The sequence below is a fragment of the Moorena sp. SIO2C4 genome (assembly GCF_010672485.1).
In the GTDB taxonomy this organism is placed as follows: Bacteria; Cyanobacteriota; Cyanobacteriia; order Cyanobacteriales; family Coleofasciculaceae; genus Moorena; species Moorena producens.
Genome location: NZ_JAAHGN010000064.1, coordinates 1 through 14,291, shown reverse-complemented (window position 1 = coordinate 14,291; position 14,291 = coordinate 1). Strand labels below are relative to the sequence as shown.

Sequence of the window (14,291 nt, the reverse complement as noted above, 5' to 3'; positions counted from 1 at the left end):
GATGTAACAAGCGAGAGTTAGCCACCCAATTGATTGGGTGGGCGGGGTTAGAAGTTACCACAAGAATAAGGCAGCCTTTATGGTTGGTCGGTTATGGGAAAAAGGTTAAAACTTTGAGGCGCGACCCATGGCGAATTTAATTCGCCTATGGAAAGCGCGCCTCCATGATTAAGGCTGCCTTATTAATCAGGTTTCGTCTCCGGAGCGTACCGGGATTTATCCCGGCTCTCGTTATTTTCCTCTTTGATTTTGGATGTACTTCTTGACTGTTTCTGTATTTGCGTTTCCAGTAGTCGAGCAGAAATAACTGGGAGACCATAAGGTGGGTAATTTCAGCAATTCAGGGAACTCCTTCCTGAGATAATGAGAAGCCCTCCCTTTCACTCGTTTGATGATCGTGGAAGGAGCAAAGGTAGGATCGACCTCCAAAAACATATCAACATGATCGGGCATGATTTCTAGGGCTATAACCCTCCAGTTATGTTCTGAGCACAAGTCAAAAATTATTTCTTGCAATCTCATCTTTATTTTTCCGGTCAATACTGCTTTTCTTCGTTTAGGGCACCAGACGAAGTGGTAATTGATTAGTGTTACCGAGTGCGGATTTGTCCTGAATATTTCTTGATTATTTCTGACCATAGTTGTTGACAGAGGTAGTATATTCAAGTTATCCTATAGACTAAGGAGGTGACGAGGAATGTATGGATGCCAACAGCACCTGATAACCACAGACCCTGATAATAGGGCGGTTTTAGAATTTATTTGCGGAGAAGCCAATAAGTTAACTAATTGCGCTATTTATTATTGCCGTCAAGTATTGTTTAAGGCTGGTAAGTATGTCAAGAAGTTTGAGTTAGACAAGATCCTTAAAACTAATATCCATTTCAGGGCAATGAGATCTGCTTGTGCTCAACAAATTCTCCACAGTGTAATTGAATCATTTAAATCCTATCAGGCATTGGCAAAACTTTATAAATCTGGAAAACTAAGGGATAAGCCAAGGGTTCCAAAGTACAGAAAGAAAGGCGGAATGGCTGTCGTAAGTTATCCAGCTAGGTGGGTGAAGCTAAAAGATGGACAGCTCAAGTTTTCTTTAGGGAACCAGGTTAAAGCGTGGTTTGGAATTGATCATTTCCTTCTTCCAATGCCATCTAATCTGGATTTCAAGTCGATCAATGAATTCCGTTTTGTTCCTCGCAATGGCTGCTTTTACCTGGAATTTGTCTACAAGCAATCTGACATCGAGCCAGTTCAGACTAGTGGTAACGCCCTAGGAATAGATCCAGGACTCAACAACTGGTTGACTTGCGTTTCTACCACCGGCAAATCATTTATTATTGACGGTCGCAAGATTAAATCCCAAAACCAGTGGTACAACAAACAGGTAGCCAAAATTAAAAAGGGCAAGCCTCAAGACTACTGGGATGAGCGTTTGGCAAATATTACTGAAAAGCGGAATCGCCAGATGCGGGACAATATCAACAAAGCAGCCAAGTTTTTTATTAATTGGTGCTTGAGGAATCAAATTAGCACCGTGGTATTTGGATGGAATCAACGCAATAAAGATGGCATTAAGATTGGGAAAAAGAACAATCAAGAGTTTGTCCAAATTCCCACTGCAAGACTCAAGAATCGAGTCCAGCAATTATGCGAGCAATACGGTATTAAGTTCATTGAAACCGAAGAAAGCTATACGAGTAAGGCTAGTTTTCTAGATCAGGATTTTCTACCTACACTTGGTGCGAAACCCATTCGCGAAGCGTGCCCTTCGGGCTTGGGGTGGAAGCCTTCTGGAAAGCGAATTAGACGTGGTCTCTATCGGTCAGCTAATAACGAGTTAATTAACGCAGATTTAAGGCACGCATGTAATATTTTGCGCAAAGTAGCGACACAGCTAGGGGTTGACCTAGCCGAGGTCGGTAGGGCAGCTTTGAACCTGCCACAACGGTACAGATTGGATTCTCTATCTAGTCAGTATTGTAAGCATCACGCAGCGCGGTTTCAACCCGCGTAGTGAGATCAGCTAACAATCCCCGTCTTTTTAAAGCGGGGAGAGTTCAAAAATCCTTGGGTTGTTGGAGAAAAATGGCATTGGACAAAATATCAGGATTAACCACCAGAATGTATGCCATGGTGACAAAGGTGGTTATTCCCGCCAGAATCTCCGTACTAAGTTTGGCTTGGTGTTGATCAAATTGGAAAAATTTAGCGTTCGCATTGGTATCTTCCACGACTTTACGGGGTTCCGTCAACGGGTCAGATTCTGGAGCCATGGCAAGGCTTGGGTAATCAATCTGCTGCTAGCATAGTATTTTTTTGCTACATGCGATGTTCCTTTGGAACCGCTACGCGATGTTCCTTTGGAACCGCTTCGCGAACGCAATCTCTAAATCCCTAATCTCTGCTGGCTCCAATCCATCCTTTGAGAATAAATTAGGGGTTGCCTGAAATAACAACACGACCAACTGCTACCAGAAAACCGCCAACTGCTGTGACCAAAATGCCGATCAATGTCCAAATTTGTGCCTTGGTTGAACCTTTTAATTCTTTTACATCCGTTGCGACCGCGTCTAGCTGTGTCTCTACTTTTATTAGTCTTTCGTTTATCTTGTTGACATCTTTTTGAAGGCTGTCTAGCTTCCCGTTTATGTCTTTTAATACTTCCTCTAAAGAGTAAGTAATTGTTATGGGTGTCTCGCTCATGAGTTAAACTCCTAATTTATTATTGGTCATTTCATACACTCTTGACTTTTGTTGCAAAATATTTTTTTTAAAAATACCAACTAATTGTATAATAGCTTAGAGCGGGAATACTGCATCCAAATAATTTGGATCAGGTACTTATATGGATGAATTTGGTAAAAACTATATCGCTGAAAAACCCCTAAAAGTTGCATCATGGGCCGAGCTCCGGGAGTGTCCGACAACTGGAAGCAAATCCCTACACACCACCGTCGAGTTTATGCCCGGACAGGTAATCTCTAAATTTGGCGTAAAAAAGAGCCTAGAGCAGCCCAATTATTTAAGCCTCCAAATTGGGGAACGCCAACATATTATGCTCCACCCAGAGTTTTTGCATTATCTCAATCATAGCTGCGCTCCCAATGTATTTTTCGCTGTGAGCGATCGCGTTCTGAGAGCCATGACTAAAATTGAAATTGGGGAGGAACTGACTTTCTTCTATCCATCTACGGAATGGTCGATGGATAGAGGATTTGATTGTATTTGTCAAAGCAAAGATTGCTTGGGTACTATTCGAGGTGCCGCCTACTTACCCTTAGATATTTTAACAAAATACAAACTCGCGCAGCATATACAGCAGCGCTTGGCTAAACGACATTGATGTCCTAAAATTGGCTTGATAAACAGTTTAAATCAACAGTCTCAAATAAAATTAGGAGAGCTACCACTATGAATAAATACGATAACATTGCCGAGTATTATGACGCCACTATGAAAAGTGGGTATTACGACTATCCGAAAGAAGCTCAGTCCCTGGACTCTATCCTCAAAGGTCGGAAAAAACTTCTCGAAATAGGGGTGGGAACGGGATTGCTTGCAGAAAAACTGCTCGAATTAGATCCCAGCTATGAGATAACTGGCATAGATTTTACTCCTGCTATGTTAGAACGGAGTAAAGCTCGTTTGGGAAATCGGGCAAAGGTAGTAGAAGGTAATGTGTTATCAATGGATTTGCAAGAATCTTTTGATGGCATATATTCCCATGGGGGTCCAGCCGGTGTTAGTCGGGTTGGTAACGATTACCACTTATACAGTTTTCTGCCCAATTTTGAGGACACCGTTAAAATGTTAGACAATATTGCCCGCCATTTACTTGACGGAGGCTTGTTTGTACTTAACATTCAAGCAGAAGAAATTGATGCAGATGGCGAGCAAGAGATTGGCAACGGCATTGTTTACGCTCAGCAAAAGCATCTCGATTTCCTAGAGAATAAAGAAATGTACTTTTGGGAAACAGACTATCGTTTCAAAAAAGAAGGTGAGATAGTTGCTAGCGATCGCCATAAATTCTTAATGGTGTACGGCCAACTTCTAGAAGATACCATGAAGGCGGCAGGGTTTAAGTTAAAAGAGGCGACTCCCGACGATTTATATATGGTTTACCAAAAAGTGATGTAAAAAAAGGTTCGAGTTAGACGCAACAAGAAAAACTTATTCAAAACAATTAAGATTTGGCAGTAGCATGATCTCAAAAGACAATAACAACTCAGAAATAAAAGATGGATGGCGAGATGATGTAACTGAATTTAGAAATTGGATGACAATTATTCCAACTATTCCTGAGACATTGTTCAAGATTGCCAGTGATATTCCCACCCCGGCACTTGTGTACGACCTAGATGCCATCACTGACACTGTAACGGCTTTACGAAACGACCTCAGACAAATTCAGAATAGTGAGCTTTGTTTGGCTGTTAAAGCAAACCGCTGCCAATCTGTGTTGCGTCATATGGCTAAACTTGGCCTAGGAGCAGACATTACCACCATACAAGAGCTAGATGCTGCCATGGCAGCAGGGCTGTGGCCAATCTACTCTACAGCACCAGGCTTCTCAGTTGCCGACCTTAAGCGTTTGGCAACTGAGGGTGTTATTCCAGATTTGTGCAGTCTGTCTCAGTTGCGTGTCTGGTGTGAAAGCGTTAACCGAGACAAAAGAGTTGGACTTCGACTTCGCCTTCCTTTTCACGAAGATGCTAAGGCTAAGAATGCAGTAACCCGATGGAGTAGATTTGGAGTTGATCCCACAGATTCCGGTCTACACAGCCTAATACAAACCCATGAGCTTGAGGTCGTCCATCTTCATGTTCATGAAGGTGAAACTTTTTCAGAAGCAGATCTACATCAGACACTTGATTTGCTAGTATCTTGCTTGGAAATCTTTCCTAAAGTTGAAGTGCTCAATCTCGGCGGTGGTTGGGCTTACTTGTTCTATCTGCAAAAACCTGAAGCACAACGGGTTTGGGATTTAGTAAATAAAACCATTACTCGTATCAACAACCAGCGCTCTTCACCAGTGCGGCTTGTGATTGAGCCAGGAATGCTATTGACTATGATGGCGGGCTACTTGGTTGCGGAGGTCAAAGCAGCAGACGATCATCCCTCTGGGAATCGCATTGTTGTTTTGGATACCTCTGCTTGGAACTTGATGTTCTGGGCACCACGTCCAGCAGTTGCTCAGATTCCTTTGCGAGAAGGACCTATGTTCGTCCATGACCTCGCAGGTTGTACCTGTTATGAGACAGATTATTTTTGTCTTAACGAAAAGATGGCAAGAATAGAGGTTGGTGACCGCGTGATCCTGAATGCATCGGGTGCCTACACCAGCAGTGTGGCGCGGAGTCTGCATGGACTACCAATACCGAAAGAGTTTGTCATTCGCGACAACCGTCTATGCCTGGTTGAGTGATCAAATTGGGTGAACAAAAAAAAAGTGTCTCGAATTAGTAGACCTGTGATGAAAATAGAAGCTCAAACCTCGAAGCAGGGAATAAAAAAGCTTATCAAACGCTTTTGCTCCCCGCTCCCTCACCAGACCGGGATTTCAAGGAAAGACCCAAGGAATCACACTGGTGCGATCGCAAACTTTGTGATTAGCTCCAAAAGCTGATTACACTCCTTCTTATTATTAAGAAAGAAGTGGTCACCAGGAAACATGTGTATCGTGAAAGTGCTACTGGTTTGGTCACGCCAGGCAGCAAGCTCATCACTGTTGGCGTCGGTATCCTGCAAACCTCCGAAAACAGATATCGGACAATTAAGTGGGGGTTCGCTAGTGTAGGTATAGGTTTCGTTCATCCCGAAATCCGCTCGCAGGATCGGTAGAAACAGCTTCATTAGCTCCTGGTTTGCTAGCACAGCCTCTGGTGTGCCATTATATTGACGCAATTCTTCGATCAACTCAGACTTGGGCAAGTTATGAAGGGGAAGTTTTCGGGCAGGTACTTGAGGAGCGCGGCGACCGGAAATGAACAAGTGTCGAGGACTCTGGGCTTCCTCGCGCCGGAGTTGACGGGCTAATTCAAAGCTGATTAGTGCTCCCATGCTGTGACCAAAAAATGAAAAAGCCCAATCATGCTAATTATCCTTGGCGCTCCCATGGTGTTTGGTTGCTAACCCAAATGATTCGCTGGCGTCATATTAACCGACGTCAATATCCTAAGGATGCGGATAAAATTATCGACCGGATTTATCCAGTGAAAATTTATGAAGAGGTTGCCAAGGCGTTGAAAATCGATCTACCTAGTGAGCGTATGAGGGTTGAACCTGCTGATGTGTTTGTGGATCAAAGAGCATTTGATCCTAGTCAGCCAGTTAATTACCTCAATGGTTTCGATATCCGAGCTGATCGTTCTCAGCTGTTTGCTGGTGTGAATTAAGCATTCAGCTATTAGCTATCCGTCAACTAAGATCTAACCATGGACCAAGGAAAAAAGCCTACCTAAAAAAGCACACCAAAATAAGCAAACCTAGAGACTTTATCTATAGAAAGTCTCTACACTTCTTATGCGCCCAAGTCTTGCATCACATTAGCTGATTCAGAATGCCATACAGCTATAAGCAATAATCAGCCTTCAGCTGCTTCACTAATCCGCCTTGCTTATAGTCATTTCAAATAAGAATGGAACACTTTTTCGGATAAAACCATTTCATAGCAATAAATAGTTGTCTCAATCTAAATTGAAATGACTATAACTCAGGAATGATATTAAGTATAGTTCGGTCAGTGGTCAGTAGTCAATTACCCATTACCCATTATCCTCAATTAATCACACAATTGCCCAACACCGCAATTTTATTACCTTGATGTAACTATTGAATATTAATTATGCATTTAATTCAATCAATAAAATGATTTGTAACAAATCATACGAAACTTCTGTTTCAGGGGTGTCACTATTAGTACCTGAACAATAGTATTAAGTTAACCTCAGAAAATTAGTATCTATGGGCGATTACTGTAGCAATGAATTCCGAAAGAATTACCCTAAAACAATAAGCTATAGTATTCAAACTAATAGGTAACTTTAATCAGTCAGCAAGTTGATGGCAACCGATCAGCTGGATTGTTTTGAAAGGGATTCTTTGGAGTAGTTTTTGGAGGAGACTAAATTAACCCAAACGCTCAGCTGTAATGGCTAATGCTGTTGGTGCGTGAATCTTCTGTTTTCGTAGTTTGTTTGAGTAGAGGAAAGGTATATAGATGCTCGCAGAAATGTGGTCCTTTCGTGGTAGGTATAAAATCCTCCACATGACCTGGTTTGCTTTCTTCCTGTCATTTGTAGTGTGGTTCAACTTAGCGCCCCTAGCAACACAGGTGAAATCAGACTTCGGTCTCGAAGTAGGTCAAATCCGAACCATCGCAATTTGTAACGTTGCCCTGACAGTGCCTGCCCGTATCATCATCGGGATGCTGTTAGATAAATACGGACCAAGAATCACCTACTCCCTTTTGCTGATTTATGCAGCAATACCTTGTATTGCTTTTGCCTCGGCACAGAACTTTAGTCAACTGGTGATTAGCCGCTTGGCACTGAGTATCGTAGGTGCAGGTTTTGTGATTGGCATCCGGATGACGGCAGAATGGTTCCCTCCCAAAGAAATTGGTTTAGCCGAAGGTATTTACGGGGGCTGGGGTAACTTTGGTTCTGCAGCAGCAGCCTTTACCCTACCTACCATTGCCGCATTTTTAGCCTTTGGCAGTCCAGGTCTGAACTGGCGCTTTTCCATTGCTGGGACCGGGATTATCGCTGCTCTGTATGGTGTCCTCTATTATTTTAACGTCCAAGATACTCCCCCAGGCAAAGTTTATCAGAAGCCCAAAAGCGCCAGAGGAATGGAAGTCACCACCAAAAAAGACTTTTGGTTTCTGATGGTGATGAATGCTCCTCTATCCATCATTCTTGGTGTCCTGGCTTGGCGCTTGAATAAAGTAGGCTTTTTCGAGCAAAATGTTCTCTACATCGTTTGGGCTGGTCTACTTGGGTTGTATTTGTTCCAAGCTTACAACTGCTGGGCAGTTAACAAAGATTTGTTAGCAGGTCGTAAGCGCTATCCTCCTGAAGACCGCTTCAATTTTTCTCAAGTTGCCATTCTAGAGTTGACCTACGTTGTTAACTTCGGCTCTGAATTAGCTGTAGTTTCTATGCTCCCTGCTTTCTTTGAAGGCACCTTCGGACTGAGCAAACAAGCAGCCGGGATGATTGCTGCTAGCTACGCCTTCATGAACTTGATGTCCCGTCCTGGTGGGGGTTTAATCTCTGATAAACTGGGTAGCCGCAAGATGACCATGGCAGTTCTAACATTCTGTATGGGTATTGGCTATCTGATCTTCAGTACGGTGAAAGGAGGCTGGTGGCTTCCTGGTGCGGTACTGCTGACCATGGCTTGTTCCTTCTTTGTGCAAGCTGGAGAAGGCTCTACCTTTGCCATCGTACCTCTGGTGAAGCGACGGATCACCGGTCAGGTGGCTGGTAACGTAGGTGCTTACGGAAACGTGGGTGCTGTCGCTTACCTGACTATCTTCAGTTTATTGCCAGCAGGAGATGTGGGTAACCGCATATTCTTCCAGATGTTGGGTGTTACAGCTTTGATTGTTGCCTTCCTGTGCTTCCTAGTCTTAAAAGAACCTAAGGGTTCCTTTGCTGACCTCCATGAAGGGGAAGAACAATACGCTACTGCTGCTAGCCCTGCTGCCAGTATGGGAGCTGGAGACGTGATGAACTAGTTACTTGGTGGGTCTAGTTGAACGCACTCTACACTAGATGGCTCAAAAATATCTAGATAGAAGTGGGGCAATCTTAATCAAGATTGCCCCAAAACTTACAAGGTGTGCTTTCAGCATCTAATTATTAAATTCGCCACGGGTCGCACCTGCGAAATAATCGCTTCTTAAACAAGGAAAAAAATAGTCAGCCTTTAGCTATCAGCTCTTCAAGACTGAGCAAGATTTGGAATTAACAGAAATTTTCCCAAAAGCCTCTGGAAGTATGTGATTGCTCCTGCAAAAGCCTCAAAACGGTAACTAATTTAGCTAACTAGTTGATTAACTAATGTATGATTAATTTTAGATAAACGTTTGTTATAAATAGCTAATAGTTGATATAAGAATTATTAATCATCAATCAATTTAAAAACTATTTAATATAGTTACAAACTATAAAAATAGTGAAAAAAAAAAATTGGGGGAAAACATCATGACTGACTCAGCTAAGACACTCTGTCCCTACTGTGGGGTGGGCTGTGGTCTGGAAGTATTGCCTCCAGCTGGTTCTGGTCGTGCTACCTATCGAGATAGCCAAGGCAATCCGATTTGGAAAGTCAGAGGCGATCGCTCTCATCCCTCAAACCAGGGTATGGTTTGTGTCAAAGGTGCCACGGTTAGCGAGTCTTTGGATAAAGACCGCCTCAAGTATCCCATGATGCGGGATTCCCTAGACCAACCATTTCAGCGAGTCAGTTGGGATGAAGCCCTAGACCGAGTAGTGAATCGGATTCAGACGGTTCGTTTCACCCAAGGACCAGAAGCAATTTGTATGTACGGTTCCGGTCAGTTCCAAACCGAAGACTACTATATTGCCCAGAAATTGCTCAAAGGTTGTCTCGGTACTAATAACTTTGATGCTAATTCCCGCCTGTGTATGTCCTCAGCTGTAGCTGGATACATCCAAAGTTTTGGTTCCGATGGTCCTCCCTGCTGCTATGACGATTTAGAATTAACTGACTGTGCCTTTTTGATTGGGACTAATACAGCAGACTGTCACCCCATTGTATTTAACCGTCTACGTAAGCATCACAAAAAGCATCGTCATGTTAAAATGATAGTGGTAGATCCTCGCCGCACGTCTACTGCTAAGCTGGCTGATTTACATCTAGCGATTAAACCGGGTACTGACATTGATTTACTCAATGGTATGGCTCACTTACTATTGCGCTGGGGTAAACTGGACACGGAATTTATTGAGGAGTGTACCAGCGACTTCTCCGCATACGCTCAGGTAATTATCAACTACCCACCGGATATCGTTGCCGAAAGATGTGGTATACCGGTGCATGAACTTGAGGAAGCCGCTCGCTACTGGGCAAAATCAAAGCGTGTCCTGTCTTTGTGGTCAATGGGGGTTAACCAATCCTCAGAAGGTACCGCTAAAGTCCGCACCATCATCAATCTGCACCTGATGACAGGCAACATTGGTAAACCAGGAACAGGACCATTTTCTCTAACTGGTCAACCTAATGCGATGGGAGGACGAGAAGCTGGGGGACTGGCTCACATCTTACCGGGTTATCGGGTAGTAAAGAATCCCCAACACCGTAGTGAGGTGGAACAGTTATGGAAACTCAAGCCAGGGACAATTTCTCCTAATCCTGGTCTTGATGCTTGGAGCATGATCAAAGGTTTAGAAACAGGAGAAGTCGGTTTTTTGTGGATTGCTGCCACTAACCCAGCTGTGAGTATGCCCGATATTGAACGAACTAAGGCAGCCCTAAGAAAATCCTCTTTCACTGTCTATCAAGATGCCTACTACCCCACTGAAACCGCTGCTTATGCTCATGTCTTGCTGCCAGCAGCCCAGTGGAGTGAAAAAACTGGCGCTATGACTAACTCTGAGCGAGTTGTCACCCTTTGCCCCCAATTCCGTAATCCACCAGGGGAAGCCAGACCGGATTGGGAAATCTTTGCGGAAGTAGGGCGTCGCCTAGGCTTTACTAAAGAATTTGACTTTACTGACTCTGCTGCTGTCTATGGGGAATTTGTCCAACTGAGCCGTGGACGACTTTGTGACATGACCGGACTTAGTCACGAACGCTTACGGAAAGACGGTCCGATTCAATGGCCTTGCCCTGAGGAGTTACAAAACCAAGAGTCTTCTAAGTCACTCAGCACTGAGAAATCATCACTCAATAGTGGCAAACGGCTTTATACTGACTTCCGATTCAATACGCCCGATAGCAAGGCAAAATTTGCTGCCTTCCATTCTAAAGGACTGGCAGAACCCCCGTCGGACGAGTATCCGTTGGTGCTGACCAGTGGCAGACTTTATGGTCACTGGCACACCCAAACCCGCACCGGACGGATTGAGAAAATCACCAAAATGTACCCCTATCCGTTACTAGAAATTCATCCCCGTGATGCCCAGAAGCTGGGGATTAAAGATGGGGATTGGGTAGAAGTGCGATCGCGTCGCGGAACTTGCCGCTTCCCAGCTCAAGTCACTAAAGCTATTACTCCTGGTACAGTGTTTGCTCCCATGCACTGGGGAGCTTTGTGGGCAAATCAGGCAGAAGCTAATGCTCTGACCCATCCCGAATCTTGTCCCATTTCCCTGGAACCAGAATTAAAAGCCTGTGCTGTCAACTTGGTGCCCATCAGTGAAACTGACAGTATGCGATCGCAAAATCCCGACCAAGAGCCAATAGGAACACCAATTCTAGAGAAGCTCAAAGTTTTGAGGTAATTGTTAACCTACCGGAACCCTATCCGGCGAACAACTTTCAACTTTCAACTTTCAACTTTCAACCTTCAACCTTGGCCAAAAGGCCACCCTACGCGAACAACCTTCAATTGCGCTCTCCGAGAGTTTCCCAAAGACCTGCCTCACCAAGGGTGATTGGAGTCTGGGTTTGTGTCTGGGCAAAATTTGAAATAGACATAAACGGCACTAACCCCATCACCAAGGAGCACAAAACTATCAGCATAGTCATCCTGACTGGATGCTGCCACTGTGTAGTTACAACATGAGACTGGGTTGTGCTGCTAAGCTCTTGCATGCTCATGACTAAAACCTCAAAATAGATGTGTACGAATATATGGATAGTTCACTGCTTCCTGTCAGGATGCAGTGCATTGTTCGTCTTCATGCCAAGTTGCAGGGACAGTCGGCAACTTGGTATTTGTTTATACACCGAAATCCTTTACATTTTGAATCATACAAACATTTTGGTAAAAAGTAGCTATATTTACCAAATAAAAACACAAAAAGTAACACTAGTTACAGATTTTCATTAATTTTTGTGAAAAAGAGTAAATTATGAAGTTTATAGGCATAGATCTTGGCTGGACTTCTGGAGCGACTGGAAGTTCCTGCTAAAAGGGAAAAGACTGATCAACTCTCAGGGCACGCCCTATGGCAAAATAGTAATCGTCGAGAAAAATCAACCATAACAATTAAGTAATCCCAGTGAGTCCTACTGCCCAAGCGCCCAAGACTACTCGCCGCCTAGTGTTTCCTTTCACTGCCATTGTCGGTCAAGAAGAAATGAAACTGGCATTGCTCCTAAATGTGATCGATCCCAAAATTGGGGGAGTAATGATCATGGGCGATCGCGGCACAGGCAAATCTACTACCATTCGTGCCTTAGCTGATTTATTACCAGAAATCGATGTAGTTGCTGAAGACCCCTTTAACAGTGACCCATTGGATCCTGACTGGATGGGCAATGGTAATGGAGCATCTGCATCCAGGACTTCGGTCAAGAAAAAAGTTCCCATGATAGATTTACCCTTAGGGGCAACTGAAGACCGGGTTTGTGGTACAATCGATATAGAAAAAGCATTATCTGAAGGTGTCAAAGCTTTTGAACCAGGACTTCTGGCTAAAGCTAATCGAGGCATCCTCTATGTAGATGAGGTTAACCTGCTGGATGACCACCTAGTGGATGTACTCCTAGACTCCGCTGCTAGTGGTTGGAATACTGTAGAACGGGAAGGCATATCCATTCGCCACCCTGCTCGCTTTGTGTTAGTAGGTTCTGGTAACCCGGAAGAAGGAGAATTACGACCCCAGTTACTAGACCGCTTTGGGATGCACGCAGAAATCCGTACGGTCAAAGAACCAGTGCTGCGAGTCAAAATTGTGGAAGAACGGGGATATTTTGACCAAAATCCTCACAAATATATTGAACAGCACCAATCTGAGCAAGAAGTATTACAGAAACAGATAGTAATGGCTCAAGAGCGACTTGCTGAAGTAGAAATGGACTACGACTTTCGGGTGAATATTTCAGAAGTTTGCTCAGAACTCGATGTGGATGGGCTCAGGGGTGATATTGTGACTAATCGGGCGGCTAAGGCCCTGGCTGCATTTGAAGGACGAACTGAAGTTACCGTGGATGATATCCGCCGGGTGATTACCTTATGTTTACGACACCGCTTGCGTAAAGACCCCCTCGAATCAATTGATTCAGGATATAAGGTTCTCAAATCCTTTAACCGTGTTTTTGGGGTTGAAGCAGCTGAAGAAGATTGAGTTACTGTAGCGCAATACCTTTCTTAAATAATTATTTTTCTTTCTTGCATAAATAGTTAACTCAAGGCTGATAAGTAATAGAGAGCAATCCTAATTAGCAATCCTGATTTCCATTAAATAGGGTTGCTATTACTTATTGTTCTCACAAATATTGACTATTCTGACAGATGGATGAAAAATCCATCTGCTGTCAATTGTGCTCTTTCTAATCGTAAGTATTCAGCGTTTAGCGTTTAGCTTTCAGCTACTCCTAATCAGGATAATCCGAAAAACGGAGATTTGTCAAGAAAAACTTATCTATTGGCCACTTTCAGCCAAATTATTAAGTTTTGCTTGATTCCAAAGCTGACTGGATAAGTGCCTTCGTGTAACGTGGGCGTAGCGCGATTGACCGTAGGTCACGCTACGCCCACGCTAAATACTTACGTTTGCTACTTACCTTTGCTTTTACCCGTGAGGTAACTATGAAACGAATAGCGACTAGCTTTAGCTGGTTCCTAGCGACACTACACTTCACCGGAACTATCAGTGCTCTTTCGGTGCAGGCACAAGTCAGTAGGCCAATGTCTAACAATATTGGCTCCAATGCTCTTACTCAAACTATTGCTCAATCACCAGCTGTTAATCCCCCCAACTTTGGACAAGCCCTGGACAATAACCAAGTAGTAGAAGCAGTACCTTTAATTGAACAAACTTGGGAAAAACAATATCAGAATCACCTAGGCATCAATTTTCCTGACCAATCCATCACTGTGGAGGAAATTGCTGATACTCTTGGCAAAATCACCAATCAAACTGGTCAAAAGCCTGGTCTTATCTATATGGTTCCGCGACCCCAGCAACTAGAGCTGGTATTAATTACACCAGAAGGTAAGCCCATTCACAAGCGTGTCTCCGCAGCCAATAAGGAAGCTCTGTTGAGCCTAGTGCAAGAGTTTATCCAAACTATTACTCATCCTATTCGTAGACACACTAAAGATTATCTACCAGTAGCTCAGCAACTCTATCAGTGGATGATTGAGA

The 14,291-nt window shown here is 43.7% G+C and carries 12 protein-coding genes and 2 pseudogenes; 10 read left to right on the top strand and 4 right to left on the bottom strand.

Annotation, left to right across the window (positions count from 1 at the left end):
* Positions 1 to 231: 231 nt before the first annotated feature.
* Positions 232 to 639 (bottom strand): IS200/IS605 family transposase, encoded by a 408-nt coding sequence (gene tnpA, locus F6K20_RS05985; protein WP_009149556.1) that lies wholly within the window; start codon positions 637 to 639, stop codon positions 232 to 234.
* Positions 640 to 697: 58 nt separating this feature from the next.
* Between tnpA and F6K20_RS05980 the strand changes: the two genes are divergently transcribed.
* Positions 698 to 2,014 (top strand): RNA-guided endonuclease InsQ/TnpB family protein, encoded by a 1,317-nt coding sequence (locus F6K20_RS05980; protein WP_009149554.1) that lies wholly within the window; start codon positions 698 to 700, stop codon positions 2,012 to 2,014.
* A gap of 49 nt (positions 2,015 to 2,063) precedes the next feature.
* Here the strand turns inward: F6K20_RS05980 and F6K20_RS05975 are convergent.
* Positions 2,064 to 2,273: pseudogene (locus F6K20_RS05975) on the bottom strand (hypothetical protein); the annotation flags it as partial.
* Positions 2,274 to 2,433: 160 nt separating this feature from the next.
* Positions 2,434 to 2,703 carry a hemolysin XhlA family protein gene (locus tag F6K20_RS05970; protein ID WP_009149550.1) on the bottom strand — a complete coding sequence of 90 codons (270 nt, stop codon included), beginning with the start codon at positions 2,701 to 2,703 and terminating at the stop codon, positions 2,434 to 2,436.
* Between the two features lie 142 nt (positions 2,704 to 2,845).
* Between F6K20_RS05970 and F6K20_RS05965 the strand changes: the two genes are divergently transcribed.
* The 3 genes from F6K20_RS05965 to F6K20_RS05955 all read left to right on the top strand — a co-directional run bounded on the left by F6K20_RS05965 (position 2,846) and on the right by F6K20_RS05955 (position 5,428).
* Entirely contained in the window at positions 2,846 to 3,343 is a 498-nt protein-coding gene (locus F6K20_RS05965) for an SET domain-containing protein-lysine N-methyltransferase (RefSeq protein WP_009149548.1), read from the top strand.
* Between the two features lie 68 nt (positions 3,344 to 3,411).
* Positions 3,412 to 4,140 carry a class I SAM-dependent DNA methyltransferase gene (locus F6K20_RS05960; RefSeq protein WP_009149547.1) on the top strand — a complete coding sequence of 243 codons (729 nt, stop codon included), beginning with the start codon at positions 3,412 to 3,414 and terminating at the stop codon, positions 4,138 to 4,140.
* A 64-nt stretch (positions 4,141 to 4,204) separates the two neighbouring features.
* Complete coding sequence (locus tag F6K20_RS05955; RefSeq protein WP_287294096.1) at positions 4,205 to 5,428, top strand: diaminopimelate decarboxylase family protein; 1,224 nt, start codon at positions 4,205 to 4,207, stop codon at positions 5,426 to 5,428.
* Between the two features lie 155 nt (positions 5,429 to 5,583).
* Here the strand turns inward: F6K20_RS05955 and F6K20_RS05950 are convergent, their stop codons facing one another.
* Entirely contained in the window at positions 5,584 to 6,063 is a 480-nt protein-coding gene (locus F6K20_RS05950) for a thioesterase II family protein (RefSeq protein WP_287294094.1), read from the bottom strand.
* 14 nt (positions 6,064 to 6,077) lie between these two features.
* Here F6K20_RS05950 and F6K20_RS05945 point away from each other — a divergent pair, with 14 nt between their 5' ends.
* From F6K20_RS05945 to F6K20_RS05920, 6 genes and pseudogenes are all read left to right on the top strand, one after another.
* Positions 6,078 to 6,398 (top strand): hypothetical protein, encoded by a 321-nt coding sequence (locus F6K20_RS05945; RefSeq protein WP_287294091.1) that lies wholly within the window; start codon positions 6,078 to 6,080, stop codon positions 6,396 to 6,398.
* A gap of 824 nt (positions 6,399 to 7,222) precedes the next feature.
* Positions 7,223 to 8,746, top strand: a complete 1,524-nt coding sequence (locus F6K20_RS05940) for an MFS transporter (protein WP_044495048.1) — start codon at positions 7,223 to 7,225, stop codon at positions 8,744 to 8,746.
* Between the two features lie 469 nt (positions 8,747 to 9,215).
* Positions 9,216 to 11,477, top strand: coding sequence for a molybdopterin oxidoreductase family protein (locus F6K20_RS05935; protein ID WP_008189061.1), 2,262 nt, complete (start codon positions 9,216 to 9,218; stop codon positions 11,475 to 11,477).
* A gap of 71 nt (positions 11,478 to 11,548) precedes the next feature.
* The gene (locus F6K20_RS05930; protein ID WP_143764239.1) at positions 11,549 to 11,761 is read left to right on the top strand and encodes a hypothetical protein; all 213 of its coding nucleotides are present in this window, start codon (positions 11,549 to 11,551) and stop codon (positions 11,759 to 11,761) included.
* Between the two features lie 439 nt (positions 11,762 to 12,200).
* Positions 12,201 to 13,268: a magnesium chelatase ATPase subunit I gene (gene bchI / locus F6K20_RS05925; RefSeq protein WP_287294088.1), complete on the top strand. Its 1,068-nt coding sequence runs from the start codon at positions 12,201 to 12,203 to the stop codon at positions 13,266 to 13,268.
* Positions 13,269 to 13,732: 464 nt separating this feature from the next.
* Positions 13,733 to 14,291: pseudogene (locus F6K20_RS05920) on the top strand (CHAT domain-containing protein); the annotation flags it as partial.

Excerpts from the sequence above, each read along its gene's own strand:
- F6K20_RS05970 (WP_009149550.1), bottom strand. The coding sequence starts at position 2,703 with ATGAGCGAGACACCCATAACAATTACTTACTCTTTAGAGGAAGTATTA.
- F6K20_RS05980 (WP_009149554.1), top strand. The coding sequence starts at position 698 with ATGTATGGATGCCAACAGCACCTGATAACCACAGACCCTGATAATAGG.
- F6K20_RS05965 (WP_009149548.1), top strand. The coding sequence starts at position 2,846 with ATGGATGAATTTGGTAAAAACTATATCGCTGAAAAACCCCTAAAAGTT.
- F6K20_RS05940 (WP_044495048.1), top strand. The coding sequence starts at position 7,223 with ATGCTCGCAGAAATGTGGTCCTTTCGTGGTAGGTATAAAATCCTCCAC.
- F6K20_RS05935 (WP_008189061.1), top strand. The coding sequence starts at position 9,216 with ATGACTGACTCAGCTAAGACACTCTGTCCCTACTGTGGGGTGGGCTGT.
- F6K20_RS05960 (WP_009149547.1), top strand. The coding sequence starts at position 3,412 with ATGAATAAATACGATAACATTGCCGAGTATTATGACGCCACTATGAAA.
- F6K20_RS05950 (WP_287294094.1), bottom strand. The coding sequence starts at position 6,063 with ATGGGAGCACTAATCAGCTTTGAATTAGCCCGTCAACTCCGGCGCGAG.
- F6K20_RS05945 (WP_287294091.1), top strand. The coding sequence starts at position 6,078 with ATGAAAAAGCCCAATCATGCTAATTATCCTTGGCGCTCCCATGGTGTT.
- tnpA (WP_009149556.1), bottom strand. The coding sequence starts at position 639 with ATGGTCAGAAATAATCAAGAAATATTCAGGACAAATCCGCACTCGGTA.
- F6K20_RS05955 (WP_287294096.1), top strand. The coding sequence starts at position 4,205 with ATGATCTCAAAAGACAATAACAACTCAGAAATAAAAGATGGATGGCGA.